Origin of the sequence: Chelativorans salis (genome assembly GCF_025336525.1) — a bacterium.
GTDB lineage: Bacteria > Pseudomonadota > Alphaproteobacteria > Rhizobiales > Rhizobiaceae > Chelativorans > Chelativorans salis.
The window spans coordinates 50,092-63,198 of the sequence record NZ_JAOCZP010000013.1; the positions used below are offsets into that span (position 1 = coordinate 50,092).

At 63.4% G+C, this 13,107-nt stretch carries 12 protein-coding genes and 2 pseudogenes; 6 read left to right on the top strand and 8 right to left on the bottom strand.

From position 1 onward, the window contains the following. Nucleotides 1-192 precede the first annotated feature (192 nt). Nucleotides 193-1,530, bottom strand: coding sequence for an MFS transporter (locus tag N5A92_RS25450; protein WP_260907274.1), 1,338 nt, complete (start codon nucleotides 1,528-1,530; stop codon nucleotides 193-195). Further along, entirely contained in the window at nucleotides 1,527-2,258 is a 732-nt protein-coding gene (locus tag N5A92_RS25455; RefSeq protein WP_260907276.1) for an MBL fold metallo-hydrolase, read from the bottom strand. The genes N5A92_RS25450 and N5A92_RS25455 overlap by 4 nt, the downstream gene beginning before the upstream one ends. 118 nt (nucleotides 2,259-2,376) lie before the next feature. Here N5A92_RS25455 and N5A92_RS25460 point away from each other — a divergent pair, with 118 nt between their 5' ends. After that, a complete protein-coding gene (locus N5A92_RS25460) occupies nucleotides 2,377-3,042 on the top strand; it encodes an ArsR/SmtB family transcription factor (RefSeq protein WP_260907278.1) in 666 nt (221 codons plus the stop codon). 178 nt (nucleotides 3,043-3,220) lie between these two features. Here N5A92_RS25460 and N5A92_RS25465 read toward each other — a convergent pair whose 3' ends face one another. Continuing rightward, nucleotides 3,221-3,646: a hypothetical protein gene (locus N5A92_RS25465; protein ID WP_260907280.1), complete on the bottom strand. Its 426-nt coding sequence runs from the start codon at nucleotides 3,644-3,646 to the stop codon at nucleotides 3,221-3,223. Between the two features lie 57 nt (nucleotides 3,647-3,703). On the opposite strand from N5A92_RS25465, the gene N5A92_RS27325 reads away from it, so the two are divergent. From N5A92_RS27325 to N5A92_RS25485, 4 genes and pseudogenes are all read left to right on the top strand, one after another. Then, a complete protein-coding gene (locus N5A92_RS27325) occupies nucleotides 3,704-5,029 on the top strand; it encodes a helix-turn-helix transcriptional regulator (RefSeq protein ID WP_313958461.1) in 1,326 nt (441 codons plus the stop codon). 131 nt (nucleotides 5,030-5,160) lie between these two features. Continuing rightward, on the top strand, nucleotides 5,161-6,303 hold the full coding sequence (locus N5A92_RS25475) for a class I SAM-dependent methyltransferase (protein WP_260907281.1): 1,143 nt from the start codon (nucleotides 5,161-5,163) through the stop codon (nucleotides 6,301-6,303). Nucleotides 6,304-6,313: 10 nt separating this feature from the next. Continuing rightward, complete coding sequence (locus tag N5A92_RS25480; RefSeq protein ID WP_260907282.1) at nucleotides 6,314-6,445, top strand: hypothetical protein; 132 nt, start codon at nucleotides 6,314-6,316, stop codon at nucleotides 6,443-6,445. A 41-nt stretch (nucleotides 6,446-6,486) separates the two neighbouring features. Further along, nucleotides 6,487-6,693 (top strand): annotated as a pseudogene (locus N5A92_RS25485) (SAM-dependent methyltransferase); the annotation flags it as partial. A gap of 107 nt (nucleotides 6,694-6,800) precedes the next feature. On the opposite strand, the pseudogene N5A92_RS25490 reads toward N5A92_RS25485, so the two are convergent. Then, nucleotides 6,801-6,998 (bottom strand): annotated as a pseudogene (locus tag N5A92_RS25490) (transposase); the annotation flags it as partial. A gap of 338 nt (nucleotides 6,999-7,336) precedes the next feature. Between N5A92_RS25490 and N5A92_RS25495 the strand changes: the two are divergent. Then, on the top strand, nucleotides 7,337-8,359 hold the full coding sequence (locus N5A92_RS25495; protein ID WP_260907283.1) for an IS110 family RNA-guided transposase: 1,023 nt from the start codon (nucleotides 7,337-7,339) through the stop codon (nucleotides 8,357-8,359). A 715-nt stretch (nucleotides 8,360-9,074) separates the two neighbouring features. Here N5A92_RS25495 and N5A92_RS25500 read toward each other — a convergent pair. The 4 genes from N5A92_RS25500 to N5A92_RS25515 form a co-directional block, all read right to left on the bottom strand. Then, entirely contained in the window at nucleotides 9,075-10,379 is a 1,305-nt protein-coding gene (locus N5A92_RS25500) for a TRAP transporter large permease (protein WP_260907284.1), read from the bottom strand. Further along, nucleotides 10,376-10,924 (bottom strand): TRAP transporter small permease, encoded by a 549-nt coding sequence (locus tag N5A92_RS25505; RefSeq protein WP_260907285.1) that lies wholly within the window; start codon nucleotides 10,922-10,924, stop codon nucleotides 10,376-10,378. Before N5A92_RS25505 ends, N5A92_RS25500 begins: the two co-directional genes overlap by 4 nt. 88 nt (nucleotides 10,925-11,012) lie before the next feature. Beyond that, nucleotides 11,013-12,134: a C4-dicarboxylate TRAP transporter substrate-binding protein gene (locus N5A92_RS25510; RefSeq protein WP_260907286.1), complete on the bottom strand. Its 1,122-nt coding sequence runs from the start codon at nucleotides 12,132-12,134 to the stop codon at nucleotides 11,013-11,015. A 74-nt stretch (nucleotides 12,135-12,208) separates the two neighbouring features. Further along, nucleotides 12,209-13,078 carry an amidohydrolase family protein gene (locus tag N5A92_RS25515; protein ID WP_260907287.1) on the bottom strand — a complete coding sequence of 290 codons (870 nt, stop codon included), beginning with the start codon at nucleotides 13,076-13,078 and terminating at the stop codon, nucleotides 12,209-12,211. Nucleotides 13,079-13,107: the final 29 nt, after the last annotated feature.

The window sequence follows — 13,107 nt, forward strand, 5'->3', positions numbered from 1 at the left end:
CACACTTCCACCATGGTTCCGGTTCTCGGGCAGGTAGCGCCGCTGTCAGCCAGAAGCTGCTTGCCTGACGCGGCTATCCAGCACGATGAAGATGGCTTCACCCGCGATACCTGCGCGGAAAGGGTGCAAATGCTTTTTAGGATTTTCATCTGCGCTCCCCCAAACATAACCGTCCACCGCACTCGGCCGATCTTAGATTTCTGACTGAGGGTGTGCGGCGCTGGAGCGGGCGCGCGCGCCATTGTCTTCAACCTCGCTTGCCCCTTTGGTCGCGTCCGCCCCCGCGAGGTCAACGGAGGCTGTCGGATGCTCGCGCATCAAGGCCGCAACGATGACGCCGGAGAGGAAGGTCAGCCCGCCGATCGATCCGATCGCCCAGGCGAACCCCAAGGCGTCTGCGATGAGGCCTGCCGAAAGCGCGCCGAGCGCATAGCCGAGGTCGCGCCAGAAGCGGTAGACGCTGAGCGAGCGCGCCCGCCAGGACGGATGCGAAGCATCGGAGACGGCCGCGATCAGGCTCGGATAGACCATCGCGGTGCCGAGCCCCATAAGCAGACTCGCCGTTAGCCACCAGCGGAAGTCGCGGGTGAGCGCGGTAAGAAGCAGGGCGCCGGCCTGCACCCACATGCCGCCGACGATCAGGCCCTTGCGCCCCCAGCGGTCGCTCAGCGGCCCGGTGGCGATCTGGAGCGCGCCCCAGACCGTCGGATAAACGGCCTTGAGGATGCCGATCCGCTCCACGCCGAGTCCGTTGGCGGCGAAGAACAGGGGAAAGATGCCCCAGCTCATGCCGTCGTTTAGGTTGTTGACCAGCCCCGCCTGTGAGGCGGCGAAGAGATTGCGGTCGCCCCAGGAGGTTAGCGCGAAGACCTCTTGGAACGTGATCGGCGAGGCTTGCTGCGCGTGGTTCGTCGTTTCCAACCGCACGTGATCGCGCGTATCGCGCACGAGCAGGATGGAGAGGGCCGCGCCGAGGACTGCGTATCCGACACCCAAATAGAGAGGCGCCGGACGCAATCCGTATCGGGCTGCAAGCCAGCCGGTCAGGAAGGCGGTCACGCCAACGGCGAGATAGCCCGCGAACTCGTTGAGTCCGACGGCCAGGCCCCGCCCTCTCGGCCCGACAAGGTCGACCTTCATGATAACCGTCATCGACCAGGCGAGCCCCTGGCTAACGCCGAGGAGTGCGTTGGCGGCTATCACCCAGTTCCAGTCCGGTGCCCACAGAAGCATGAACGGGACAGGCAAGCCGAACAGCCAGCCCAGCACCAGCACGCGTTTGCGTCCCCACCGGTCGGCGAGTTGGCCGGAGGCGAGGTTGGCCAGGGCCTTCACCACGCCGAACGAGACGATGAAGGAGACGATCAGCGTGGTCGAGGCAATGCCGAACTCTTCCGCGCCGATCAGCGGCACGACGGTGCGCTCGATGCCGACCATGCCGCCGACGAAAGCGTTGATCAACACGAGCAGCGAAAACTGCCGCCAGTTCTCCCAAAGGCCCAGCTTGATAGCCGGGGAACCGTTGTTCACCCTCCGCCTCCGGCATTCGCGGTGCGGGTGCGGGCCGCATCGGGCGGTGGGGCCGGTATGTCAGCGACCATCAGATCGATGAACTCGCCTTCGTCCTCGATCCGGAACGCCTTGTTGAAGCGCTTCTCGAAGCCGATGGTCGAGGTCGGCTTGCCACTCAGGGAACGACCGCAGACAGAGCCGGAATAGGCGCCCGGCAGCACTTCGACATGATCGGGCAGTTCCTTGAGACGACGGACGGAAGCGAACAGGTTCTTCGCACCGTCTTCGGCGCTGGAGGCAAGTTCGGTACGACCGAGATCGCCGACCATGAGCGTGTGGCCCGTCACCACGAACCACGGCTCGGGCGAGCGGGTGCGGTCGGCGACGAGCAGCGAGATATGCTCGGGCGTGTGGCCGGGCGTGTGCATCACGGTCACGGAGACGTTGCCGAGCTCGAGCACGTCGCCGTCCTTGACGCGCCGGAACGGAAACCGCGCCTCGGCGCCTTCGAAGAGCATATACTCGGCGCCGACGGCTTTGGCGAGTGCCCGTCCGACGGAGAGGTGATCGGCGTGGATGTGCGTGTCGATCACATAGAGTATGCGCATGCCAGTCGCCTCGGCGGCTTCAAGATAGGGCGCGATTTCGCCGACCGGGTCGACGACGGCGGCGGATGCTTTGCCGCCACAGCCGAAGAGATAGGAGGCGGCGACGGGATCGGCGTGCAGGAACTGTCTGAGGATCATTTTCTGTCTCCTGGACGAGCGACATGCATCACGCTCCAGCCGTGGGAGCGCTTGACAAATCGCGTGGAAACTGTCATTCAATAATTACGTTGAATGAAATAACGTAGGCACCAGGCCGATGTCAATCCAGAAACCGAAACAAGCCCTCTACGAACAGTTTGCCGCTGTGGCTAAGGCGCTCGGCAACCCGCAGCGGCTGGAGCTGATCGAACATCTCGCGCAGGGCCCACGCAGCGTTGAGATACTGGCGAGGAAGCTCGGCCTGCCGATCGCCAACGTCTCACAGCATCTTCAGAACCTTCGCCGGGCAGGACTTGTGGCTGCGGAGCGCGACGGCAAGTTCGTGCGATATCGCCTTGCCGACGAAAGCGTTCTTTCCGCTTTTACGGCCATTCGCGCCGTTGCAGAGCAGCAGCTCGCCGAGGTGGAGCGTATTGTGCGCGGCTATTTCGATGAGCGCGATTCTATGGAGCCGGTCAGCCGCGAAGAGTTGATCGACCGCATGCGCGACGGGCTCGTCACGCTCATCGACGTGCGCCCGGCGGACGAGTTCGTGCTCGGCCATGTACCCGGCGCCGTCAATGTCCCGCTCGGCGAACTGGAAGAGCGCATCGGGGAGTTGGATCCTGCACGGGAGGTCGTTGCCTACTGCCGGGGGCCATGGTGTATCCTGTCCTTCGAGGCGGTGGCTGCGTTGCGCGGCAGGGGCTACCGGGTGCGGCGGCTGGAGGACGGCCTGCCGGAATGGAAAGCTGCAGGATTGCCGATGGAATCCAGCACTTGACCTTGCCCACGGTCCGACCCTGCAAACTGGACCTTCCTGACCATCAGGGAGGGCCGGGCGGAGGACGTTACACCGAGGCTTGCCGAGGAATATAAGCGGCGTTTCGAGTCGATCGAGGGCCGTTTTGCCGCACTGTTCCACGGCCTGCGCGTCGATCCTGTCAATATGGTCCTGTTTATCAACGGACAGGCGAACAACGTGAGCCCGGATGGGAACCCGGTTTCTGGCAACGCGTGAAGGAATAGTTCTGACGACGCCCGGCGGCCGTGTACGATCCACCCGATGCGCCGGGCGTGGAGCGAAACCAATGAGCAAAGCCCGTCAAGGCATCGCGAAACACGACCTGACCGACATGCGCTCCGAGATCGAGCAAGGCCGCAAGGCCTATGAAGCAGGCGCCTGGGCTGAGGCATACGGATGGCTCAACCGTGCCGATGAAGCGGCTCGGCTTGTTGCCGGCGATCTCGAACTGTTGGCCATGTCGGCGTATCTGATCGGCCGTCAGGCGGAGTATCTGAGCGCGGTTGAACGCGCCCACCATACCCATCTGGAGGCGGGTGAGAGCCGCCGCGCGATCCGTTGCGCGTTCTGGCTCGGGCTGCATCTCTCCTTGCAAGGCGTGAAGGGACCTGGAAGGGGGTGGCTTGCCCGTGCGCAACGATTGCTCGAAGGCGAGACCGAGGAGTGCGTCGAGCAGGGATATCTGCTCCTGCCGGTCGTGCAGCAACACATTGAAACCGCGGACTGGGATGCCGCACAGGCGGCAGCGGTCAACGCAGGCGAGATCGGCGACCGCTTCCAGGAAGCGGACCTAATCGCGGCCGCCCGACACCTGCAGGGCCGGGTACTCATCCATCGGGGTGCAGTCGAGAAGGGGCTTGTGCTGATGGACGAGGCGATGGTCGCCGTCACCACGGAAAAACTCTCTCCCCTCACCACCGGCACGATCTATTGCAGCGTGATCGACAGCTGCCAGCAAGTCTACGCCTTCGGTCGCGCGCGAGAATGGACCGCCGCGCTGGCGGAATGGTGCAGCAAGCAGCCCGACCTGGTCGCCTTCACAGGCAAGTGCCTCGTTCACCGGGCACAGATCATGCAGATGAGCGGCGCCTGGCGAGACGCCATCAAGGAAGCGCGGCGTATCAGCGAGCGGCTTTCGGACGGATATGATCGGCAAGCCGCTGCGGCCGCGTTTTACCAGCAGGCCGAAGTGCACCGCCTTCGGGGCGAGTTCGCGGATGCCGAACGCGGCTATCAACAAGCGAGCCGGCGAGGGTGGGAACCACAGCCGGGATTGTCCCTGCTTCGCATGGTGCAGGGCAAGCTACAAGCTGCGGCCTCTGCAATCGAACGGGCAATGAATATGTCGGCGGATCGCCTGCAGCGCACCCGCCTTCTGCCCGCGTATGTCGAGATCATGGCTCAATCTGGCGACATCGAGGCTGCGCGGCGTGGCGCTGGCGAGTTGACTGCGACCGCCGAGATTTTCAAGACCGAGGTCCTTTTGGCGATGGCCGCGCATGCCCAAGGCACCGTCGAACTCGTTGAGGGCAATGCCAAAGCCGCCCTCGGGCAATTGCGCGAGGCCTTCGACGTCTGGCAGCGCGTGGAGGCGCCTTATCTCGCCGCGCGTGTCCGGGTGCAAATCGGACAGGCCTGTCGCGTCCTTGGCGATATCGAAGGCGCACTGCTGGAATTGGAAGCCGCCCGTGCCGTCTTCGAAGAGCTCGGCGCTGCTCCGGACATCGCGCGCCTTGAGAGGCTGGAGGCGGAACCGGCCTCGCCAGCGCCTGCCTGCATGCTGACCCGGCGGGAGTTGCAGGTCCTGCGATTGATTGCTTCGGGAAAAACCAACAAGGCGATCGCCGCGGAACTACTCGTGAGCGAAAAGACGGTGGACCGGCATGTGAGCAACATCTTCGACAAGCTCGACGTCCCCTCACGCACAGCGGCAACCTCATTCGGTTACCGACATCAGCTGATCTGAAGGGCACTGAGGCTACTCCTGCTGAGGGAAATTACCCATCGGGCAAATTGGGGGATTCGCCCGAAGCTTCGCCATGTCCAAAGCGGTAGGGTCCTCTGTCGAGTGGAACGACGGAACCAGCGGAGCTAGCGATGAATAAAGAACGCGCAGGATCAGGTAGCCGCACGGTAGCGATGGGCCACATTGAGGAAGGCAGCGCTTTTCTGGAACTGTCTGCCGCTCAGAAGGGTTCGACCGGGCCAGAGACAAGACCCCGATCCCCGGCATTGCCCTCGCCTGCACGGCTGACCGAGCAAGCTTTTGCCTTCCAGCGTACTGCAGCACTGAAGGCGGCGGTCGGTCTGGATGTCTTCACGGCGATCGGGGAAGGCCACGATACGCTAGTCGCACTTGCTAAGCGTTGCAGAGCCGCGAAGCGAGGGGTTCGGATCTTGTGCGACTACCTCGTCGTGCTCGGCCTTCTTGAACGGGAGGGAGAACGTTATCGGGCGGTGCCCGATGCCAATGCCTATCTCAACCGCCAGTCGCCCGCCTTCATCGGCGACGCACTCGATTTCATCGCTTCGGAGACAGCGTTGAAGGCGGCTTTGGACGATCCCGCGGCCGTCGCGCGCAAGGGCGGGACCGTACTCGACAACCGCGAGCATTTCGTCGCGCCGAACCATCCGAACTGGAGGGTCTACGCACGCGCCCTCGCACCCATGATGGCACGCTCGGCAGCATTCCTCGCGGAATTGCACGCCAGCCACGGAGATGAGTTCGACAGCATCCTCGATATTGCGGCCGGGCCGGGCCAGAACGGCATCGCGCTCGCCAGGCGTATACCAAACGCACGGGTGACGGCCGTCGACTGGCCAAGCGTGCTCGAGATTGCCTCCGAGAATGCGCAGGCCGCCGGCCTCGGCGAGCGTTGGCAGGCACTGCCGGGGAACGCCCTGAATACAGATTTTGGCGGCACCTATGATGCCGTGCTTATTGCACGATTTCTCCATCTGCTGGCGCCCGACGCGTGTGAAGCGCTGCTGTGTCGGGCGCATACAGCACTGGCACCGGGCGGGCGGATTGTCGTCTTGCAGCTCATTCTCAACGACGACCGCGTCTCTCCGCCCTTCGCCGCCATGATGAACTTCAGCGCGATCGCGACCACGCCGGCGGGGCAGATACCCACTGCCAGCGAAAGATGCTGCTCCGCAAGGCGGGTTTCGATTGTCTCGAATGGTGCGAGATTATGGACTCCGACGAACGGATCATCATTGGGCATAAAGCGGACGTGAGGGAGGTTTGATGATGGGAGACATGATGGACATGATGGGCGGCATGGGCTGGATGATGGGCGGCATAGGAATAATCTGGATCTTGGTCCTGGTCGGCCTCGTCCTCGGCATCGCCGCGCTCGTCAAGTATCTGCAGAGATAAGTGGGCGGGAAGCCAGGAGCGCGAGGAGACGGAGGTGAGCCATGGGGCTCTACGAAGAGAGGATCCCGCCGCATCTCGTCAATTTGTCGATGCGCATCTGCTATCTGGTGCCCTGTCGCGAGCGCGTGATCTGCACGGCGGACGGCCGCGTGCTGGAAATAGGCATCGGCTCCGGCCTCAACCTGCCGTTCTACGGACCGCAGGTGGGCCGCAGCGTCTATATCCTCGGCCCCGCCGCGCCTTTCATTCGGTGAAGTTCTACGGCGAATCCTGACTGCGTAGCCGCCGTTCGAGATAGACTGATTGCCGCAAGGCGAAGCCCTCATCCAAGCGGCGGCCTTTGACCGTTTTCTCCTGCGCTGGCGCCGATAATCAGCAGGCGGCGCAGCGTTCGCTCGCCCATCTTCGACGTCGCGCCGAGCTTCTGTTTGCCTCCGGTCGATCGCTGCAACGGTGTCAGACCCAGCCAGGCGGCGAAGTCGCGACCCTTGGCAAAGGTTTCGGCAGCGGGAGCAAGCGCGGTCAACGCCGTCGCGGTGATCGGCCCGATGCCAAGGCGATTGCGCAGCGAAGAAGTCGAGCACCTTCGCCCGGCTCAGCCGCTTCGAGAAAACGCCTCGACCGCGTGAATCCGAACCATGCGCATGGAACACATTCTTCGCGATATCCAGACCGATCGTGGTAATCTCAGGCACGGACGCCTCCCTTCGAATGGTTGCAACACCCCATTCTGGCACAGCGATGCCGTCGGGGGGCGTCCACATGGGGTAATCGCGGGAGCGGTTTCGCCCTAAAACCAATCATAGTCTTGGAGGGTGGCTGTTCCCCGATAGGATGGAGATACGGGCTCACGACCTGACGCCGGGCCCAAGCATCTAAGGGAGAACAGCCATGGAAGAATATATCGGTCTCGACGTGTCGATGAAAGAGACGGCGGTGTCGATCCGCCGTGAAGGCGAGCGCATCTGGCGCGGCAAGTGTGCCTCGAACCCAACGATCATTGCCGAGCTTATCCGCAAGCGGGCGCCCGCGGCCAAACGTGTGGTGTTCGAGACTGGGCCCCTTTCCGTCTGGTTCTATCATGCACTTCAGGAAGAGGGGTTGCCGGCAATCTGTATCGATGCGCGCCATGCCAAGGCAGCGCTCGACATGGCCGCGAACAAAACCGACGCGAACGACGCCGATGGTTTGGCGCATCTTGCAGAGGTGGGGTTCTTCCGTGAGGTGCGGGTGAAAGGATACGACAGCATGCTGACCCGCACGCTCGTGGCCGCGCGCACCCGACTGGTCAGGATCACCACTGAGCTTTCGAACCAGATTCGTGGAATCATGAAAACGTTCGGCCTGGTCGTTCCCGCAGGTAAGGGGACCACGTTCGAGAAGAACGTTCGGCGCCTTGTCGATCAGGACCAACTTGCTCCCGTCGTTCTGCCGATGCTGGAGGCCTGGCGCGGCATTCGCATCCGTGCCGCCGAACTTGGGCGCCAACTCGCCGCAGATGCACGTCAGAGCCAGGCATGCCGCATACTCATGTCGATCCCCGGAATCGGCGCCATCACCGCAACCTCTTTCGCCACTGCCATCGAAGACCCGGACAACTTCAAGAAATCCCGATCTGTTGGCGCCTGGATCGGCCTGACGACACGCCGCTACCAATCCGGAGAAGTCGATTATGATGGCCATATATCCCGACGCGGCGACCGCCATTTGCGGGGCCTTCTCTATGAGGCGGCGTCAGTTATTCTGACGCGCAGCTCAACCGACAGCGCCCTGCGAACATGGGGGCTCCAACTCCGGGAGAGGATCGGCTTCAAACGCGCCGCCGTGGCTGTGGCGCGCAAACTGGCGGTGATAATGCATACGATGCTTAGAACCGGCGAACTCTTTAACCCGAATGCAGGAGCCACAACGTAACCCGCATAGCGTTCAGATTCTGAACGCATGAGACGTCCCTGCCGGGACGTGAGCCGAGCCATTCCGCTGATGGGGTTGCACCGCTGTCTCAGCGAAGTGCGTCGTCCACATTGAAGGCTCGCCCCGCGAAGCTCCATCATGCGGCGACCGATGTCGACCGCGAAGACAACCATGCACCCGGCAGCGTCGTCTCAATGCACCAAATGCTTGACGTCCCAGCTGCGATTAGACAACCCCATCAGCTTTTGACTTCGTAGCGAAGATGGCAGACGTTAAACCAGCTGGGATTGCGGTCGCGAGCTGCCTCGGAGTGGTGGTCTGTCCTTACCAGCCTTCACGCTTCACTGCGCTGGAACAAGATGCAGAAATTTGTCAGCAACAGCACGTTCGAATTCCATGGATGAGCCGCACTGGAATACAGCCGCGACGAGCCCGACGGCCGCATCTAAACAGTCTCAAGTGTGAACATCCTCACAGTCCCCATCCACCCGGTCCTGTAGAAGAGGGACCTCAACGCGCCTCCTCCCAGGCGACCGTGGAACTTGGGGAGGGCTTCGGCCCTCCCCTTTTTCGTTCCAAGCATGCATGATCCAGCGCCGCGAGGCGTCGCCCACGCCGTGCCATGAGGCAGCAAGTTGTCTTACTCTCTTAACCGAGATCGAAACCGGCGCCGATCTCCCTAGCCGCCGTTTTCAGGCGGAGCCGCGACGGCGACCTACCGCCCGCCCAATCCCGCAATTGACGTCACAAGCTCCGGGAATGTGATCAACAGCCCTATGATGACAATGTCGGCGAGGATGAAGAGGGTGACGCCGCGGAAGACGTCGCCGAGGCCGGCATATCTGGAGGCTACGTTGCGGATGACGAATACGTTCATGCCGAGTGGCGGCGTGATCATGCCGACCTCCAGAAGCTTCACCAGGAGGACGCCGAACCAGATCAGGTCGATGGAGGCGGCGTTGAGAAGGGGCAGGAGCACCGGCAACGTGATCAGCATGGCGCCGAAAGGCTCCATGAACATGCCGAGGATCAGGTAGAGGATAACGATAAGCACCATCAGTTCGACATAACCGAGCTCCCAGGCCGTCAACGTCGTTGAGATGAAGCCGGCGGTGCCGCTCAGCCCCAGGAAACGGGTGAACATCACCGCGCCGACGCCGATGATGAAGAGCGCCACCGACGTTCCGACGGTCTCCAGAAGCGCGGTGCGGAAGCGGTCCCATGTGAGCCTGCGGGTGAAGGCGGCGATCAGGATCGCGCCCGCCGCCCCGACAGCGCCGGCCTCGGTCGCCGTGAAGGCGCCGCCGAAAAGGCCGCCGAATACGAGAACGATGAGGACTGCGACCGGCCAGACGTCGCCAAGGATGGTGCTGTCGACGGTGGCCCGCGGCTCCTTCGGCAAAGGGGCGATGTCGGGGCGCAGCCTGGCGACCAGAAAGATCAGCAGGCAATAGATAGCCGCCGTCATGACACCCACCGAGATGCCGCCGAGGAAAACCTTCGTCACCGACTGTTCGGCGAAGACGCCGTAGATGATCATGAGGATCGAAGGCGGGATGAGCGCGCCGATGGTGCCGCCGGCCGCCAGCGTTCCCGTCGCGAAGCTCGGCCGATAGCCGGCCCTGATCATCTCGGGAATGGCGATGCGCCCCATCGCGGCGGCGCAGGCGAGGCTCGAACCGGAGACCGAGGCAAAGCCGGTGCAGGCGAGAACGGCGGCCATGCCGAGCCCGCCGGGAAGGCGGTGCAGCAGGCGCTCGGCGGCGGCGAAGAGCCGCGTCGTCAGCCCGGCATGGAAAGCGACGAAGCCCATAAGCAGAAACATCGGCACCGCCGACAGGGTCCAGCTGGCGACGAAATCGTAAGGCGTCGTCGTCAGCACGCCGACGGCCGGATTGAAGCCCAGCATGAGCCAGATGCCGGCAAAGGAGACAAGGATTAGCGCCACCGCCACGGGCACGCGAAGCGCCAGCAAAAGGAGAAGGACGGCGATACCGAGGAGGCCGGTGGCGACGCTCACGGCGACGTGCTCCCCTCACCCTGCTCGGAAAACGCCGCGCCTTCGGCGCTATCTTCCGTACCCGTCAGGCAAAGGTACAGCTTAAGCGCTGAGACGAGGCTCGCCAGCGCGAAGGCGAGCGGCAGGACGAAATATCCCGGCCACACCGGCACCGCCACGCTGAGCGAAAGCACGAAACTTCCCGACCCGAACTCGCGCATCGCTGCGAACCAGGTAGTGTAGGTGAGGAAGGCGAAAGCGGCGAAGCTGAGAACGTTCACCAGCACCTTGTCCACGCGTTCCCACCGGCCCCTGAACAGGCCGGCGAAGACATCGACGGCGATCATCTCGCCACGCCGCTCCGTCCACGCCAGGGGCAGGAAGGCGATGAGGAGCATGTAATAGCGCGACACGATCTCCACCGTCGCCGGCACCGGCCGCCCAAAAATCTGCCGCCCCACGATATCGGCGGTTACGTGGAGAAGCATGGCGAGAACACCCGCGGCCGCCACCAGCGCGAGCGCGTTGGTCAGGTGGCGGAGCAGGGTCAGGATGCGGGCGCGCATGCGAAGACGTTGCGATGTACCGGGCGCGGATTGGCCCGATTGAGAGGCACTGTCATCTCCAAACCGTCTCCGCCCCTACATCCGGCCTTCACATCCCGTAGCTCTCATAATCGATCTTGTCCCACACATCCGCCTGGATCGCCGCCGCGATCGCTGCGGGATCATGCCCGGCGTCCTCGACAATACCGGTCCATTTCTCCACCAACTCCTGAAACCGGGAGATCTTCGCCTCGGCGTCGGCAATACCGTACTGGCTCTCGGCGATGCCGACGGCCGCCTCCAGATCATCCTCGACGAACGCCTCGGTCAGCTCGACGAGCTCCTCGTCCGGCTCGATGAATTCCAGCCCCGCCTCGCGGGCTGCCTGGCGGGCCTCGTCCGGCCGCTCGAACCCCCAGTTCTGCGTGAAGGCGACGTTGGCCTTGTTGGCGGCGCGCATGAAGCCCCGGCGTTCCTGGGCGCTGAGCGAGCGCCAGGTGTCGGTGTTGACCGTGAAGTTCGACGTCGCGTGGTAGGTGCCGAGCGGCAATTCCACCACATAGCGCGCCAGATCTACGAGCCGGTAGGCGGTGAGATCGGAGACCGAGCCCATCGTGCCGTCGATCACACCCTGCGACATGGTCTCGAAGGTGTCGCTGACGGGCACGTTGGCCGGCACCGCGCCGACATACTCGGCCCAGCGGGCAAACGGCGCACCGCCGCTCCTCAGACGCAGCGCCTGAAGGTCGGCCTTGTTGCGCACCGGCACTGTGGTCAGGAGAACATAGACATCCGACGAGCCGGCGCCGGCGAACACCCCGCCCATCCTGGCGAATTCTGCTTGGCATTCGTCGCAGGTGGCGACGTACTCTGTCATGGCCGCCCCCATAACGTGAGGGTCGCGGCCGAGAAACGCCAGATCCCCCACCAGCGCGGAGTTCGGCAGGTCGCCCGGATAATAAAGCGGCAGCACGTTGCCCACCTCGGCCACCGACGACTGCAGTGCGCCCTTCATGCCGCCGATGTTGACCACCTCGGTTCCCAGGATGGTGCCGGTGAGCGCACCGTCCGTTTCCTTCGGCAATTCCTCGGCGAGTGTTGAATAGAGTGGTGTGTGGGCTGGATGGGTTGGCGGGCCGCCGGGCGCCAGCCTCAGCTCGCGTGCTTCGACGGCAGCAATGGATGCGCAAAGGCCTGTCGCCAAGGCGACGGCAGTGACGAACGCTTTCATGGCTTCTCCTCCTCTTTTGCGCGTTCCCCCCGAACGCGCTTGCAGTCGATGCCGGCGTTGCCTCCTCCGGCTTGTCAGATGTTAAGCAGCCTGCGGGCATTCTCCTTCAGGATGCGCGGCCTCACCTCGGGCTTGATGTCGAGCTTTTCGAAATCGGCAAGCCAACGGTCCGGCATGATCGCCGGCCAGTCGGAGCCGAAAAGGACCCGGTCCTTGAGCAGCGAGTTGGCGTATTTCACCAGGATCGGTGGAAAGTATTTCGGCGACCAGCCGGAAAGGTCGATCCACACATTGGGCTTGTGCGTGGCGACCGCCAGCGCCTCCTCCTGCCAAGGGAAGGAGGGGTGCGCCATGACAATCTGCATATCCGGGAAGTCGGCCGCCACGTCGTCGATATAGATCGGGTTGGAAAATTTCAGCCGCATGCCGTTGCCGCCGCGCATGCCCGCGCCGACGCCGGTCTGGCCGGTGTGGAAGAGCGCCGGCACGCCGGCTTCCGCGATCGCCTCGTAGAGCACATAGGCGCTGCGGTCGTTGGGATAGAAGCCCTGCATGGTGGGGTGGAACTTGAAGCCGCGGATGCCGTAGTGCTCCACCAGCCGCCGCGCCTCGCGCGCACCCATCTTGCCCTTGGCGGGATCGATCGAGGCGAAGGGGATGAGGATGTCGCTGTGCTCGGCGGCAAGCTCCGCCATCTCCTCGTTGTTGTAGCGGCGAAAGCCCGTCTCGCGCTCCGAATCGACGGGAAAGATCACCGCTCCGATCCTGCGCTCGCGGAAATAGGCGGCGGTTTCGGGGACGGTCGGCGGATGCTTGAAGGGCGAGCGGAAATAGGCGGCCATGCCGGCCTGGAAGCCGTCATAGCCGTCGTCGGCATGGGTGCCGCACGGCTCTTCGGCATGGGTATGAATATCGATGGCGACAACGGTATCCGGATCGAACATCACGGCCTCCATTCAGTGGCGGCAAACGA

Excerpts from the sequence above, each read along its gene's own strand:
- N5A92_RS25480 (WP_260907282.1), top strand. The coding sequence starts at position 6,314 with ATGATGGGAGACATGATGGACATGATGGGCGGCATGGGCTGGATGATG.
- N5A92_RS25455 (WP_260907276.1), bottom strand. The coding sequence starts at position 2,258 with ATGATCCTCAGACAGTTCCTGCACGCCGATCCCGTCGCCGCCTCCTAT.
- N5A92_RS25515 (WP_260907287.1), bottom strand. The coding sequence starts at position 13,078 with ATGTTCGATCCGGATACCGTTGTCGCCATCGATATTCATACCCATGCC.
- N5A92_RS25465 (WP_260907280.1), bottom strand. The coding sequence starts at position 3,646 with ATGCAGCCCGAGCCAGAACGCGCAACGGATCGCGCGGCGGCTCTCACC.
- N5A92_RS25460 (WP_260907278.1), top strand. The coding sequence starts at position 2,377 with ATGTCAATCCAGAAACCGAAACAAGCCCTCTACGAACAGTTTGCCGCT.
- N5A92_RS25510 (WP_260907286.1), bottom strand. The coding sequence starts at position 12,134 with ATGAAAGCGTTCGTCACTGCCGTCGCCTTGGCGACAGGCCTTTGCGCA.
- N5A92_RS25505 (WP_260907285.1), bottom strand. The coding sequence starts at position 10,924 with ATGCGCGCCCGCATCCTGACCCTGCTCCGCCACCTGACCAACGCGCTC.
- N5A92_RS25495 (WP_260907283.1), top strand. The coding sequence starts at position 7,337 with ATGGAAGAATATATCGGTCTCGACGTGTCGATGAAAGAGACGGCGGTG.
- N5A92_RS25475 (WP_260907281.1), top strand. The coding sequence starts at position 5,161 with ATGAATAAAGAACGCGCAGGATCAGGTAGCCGCACGGTAGCGATGGGC.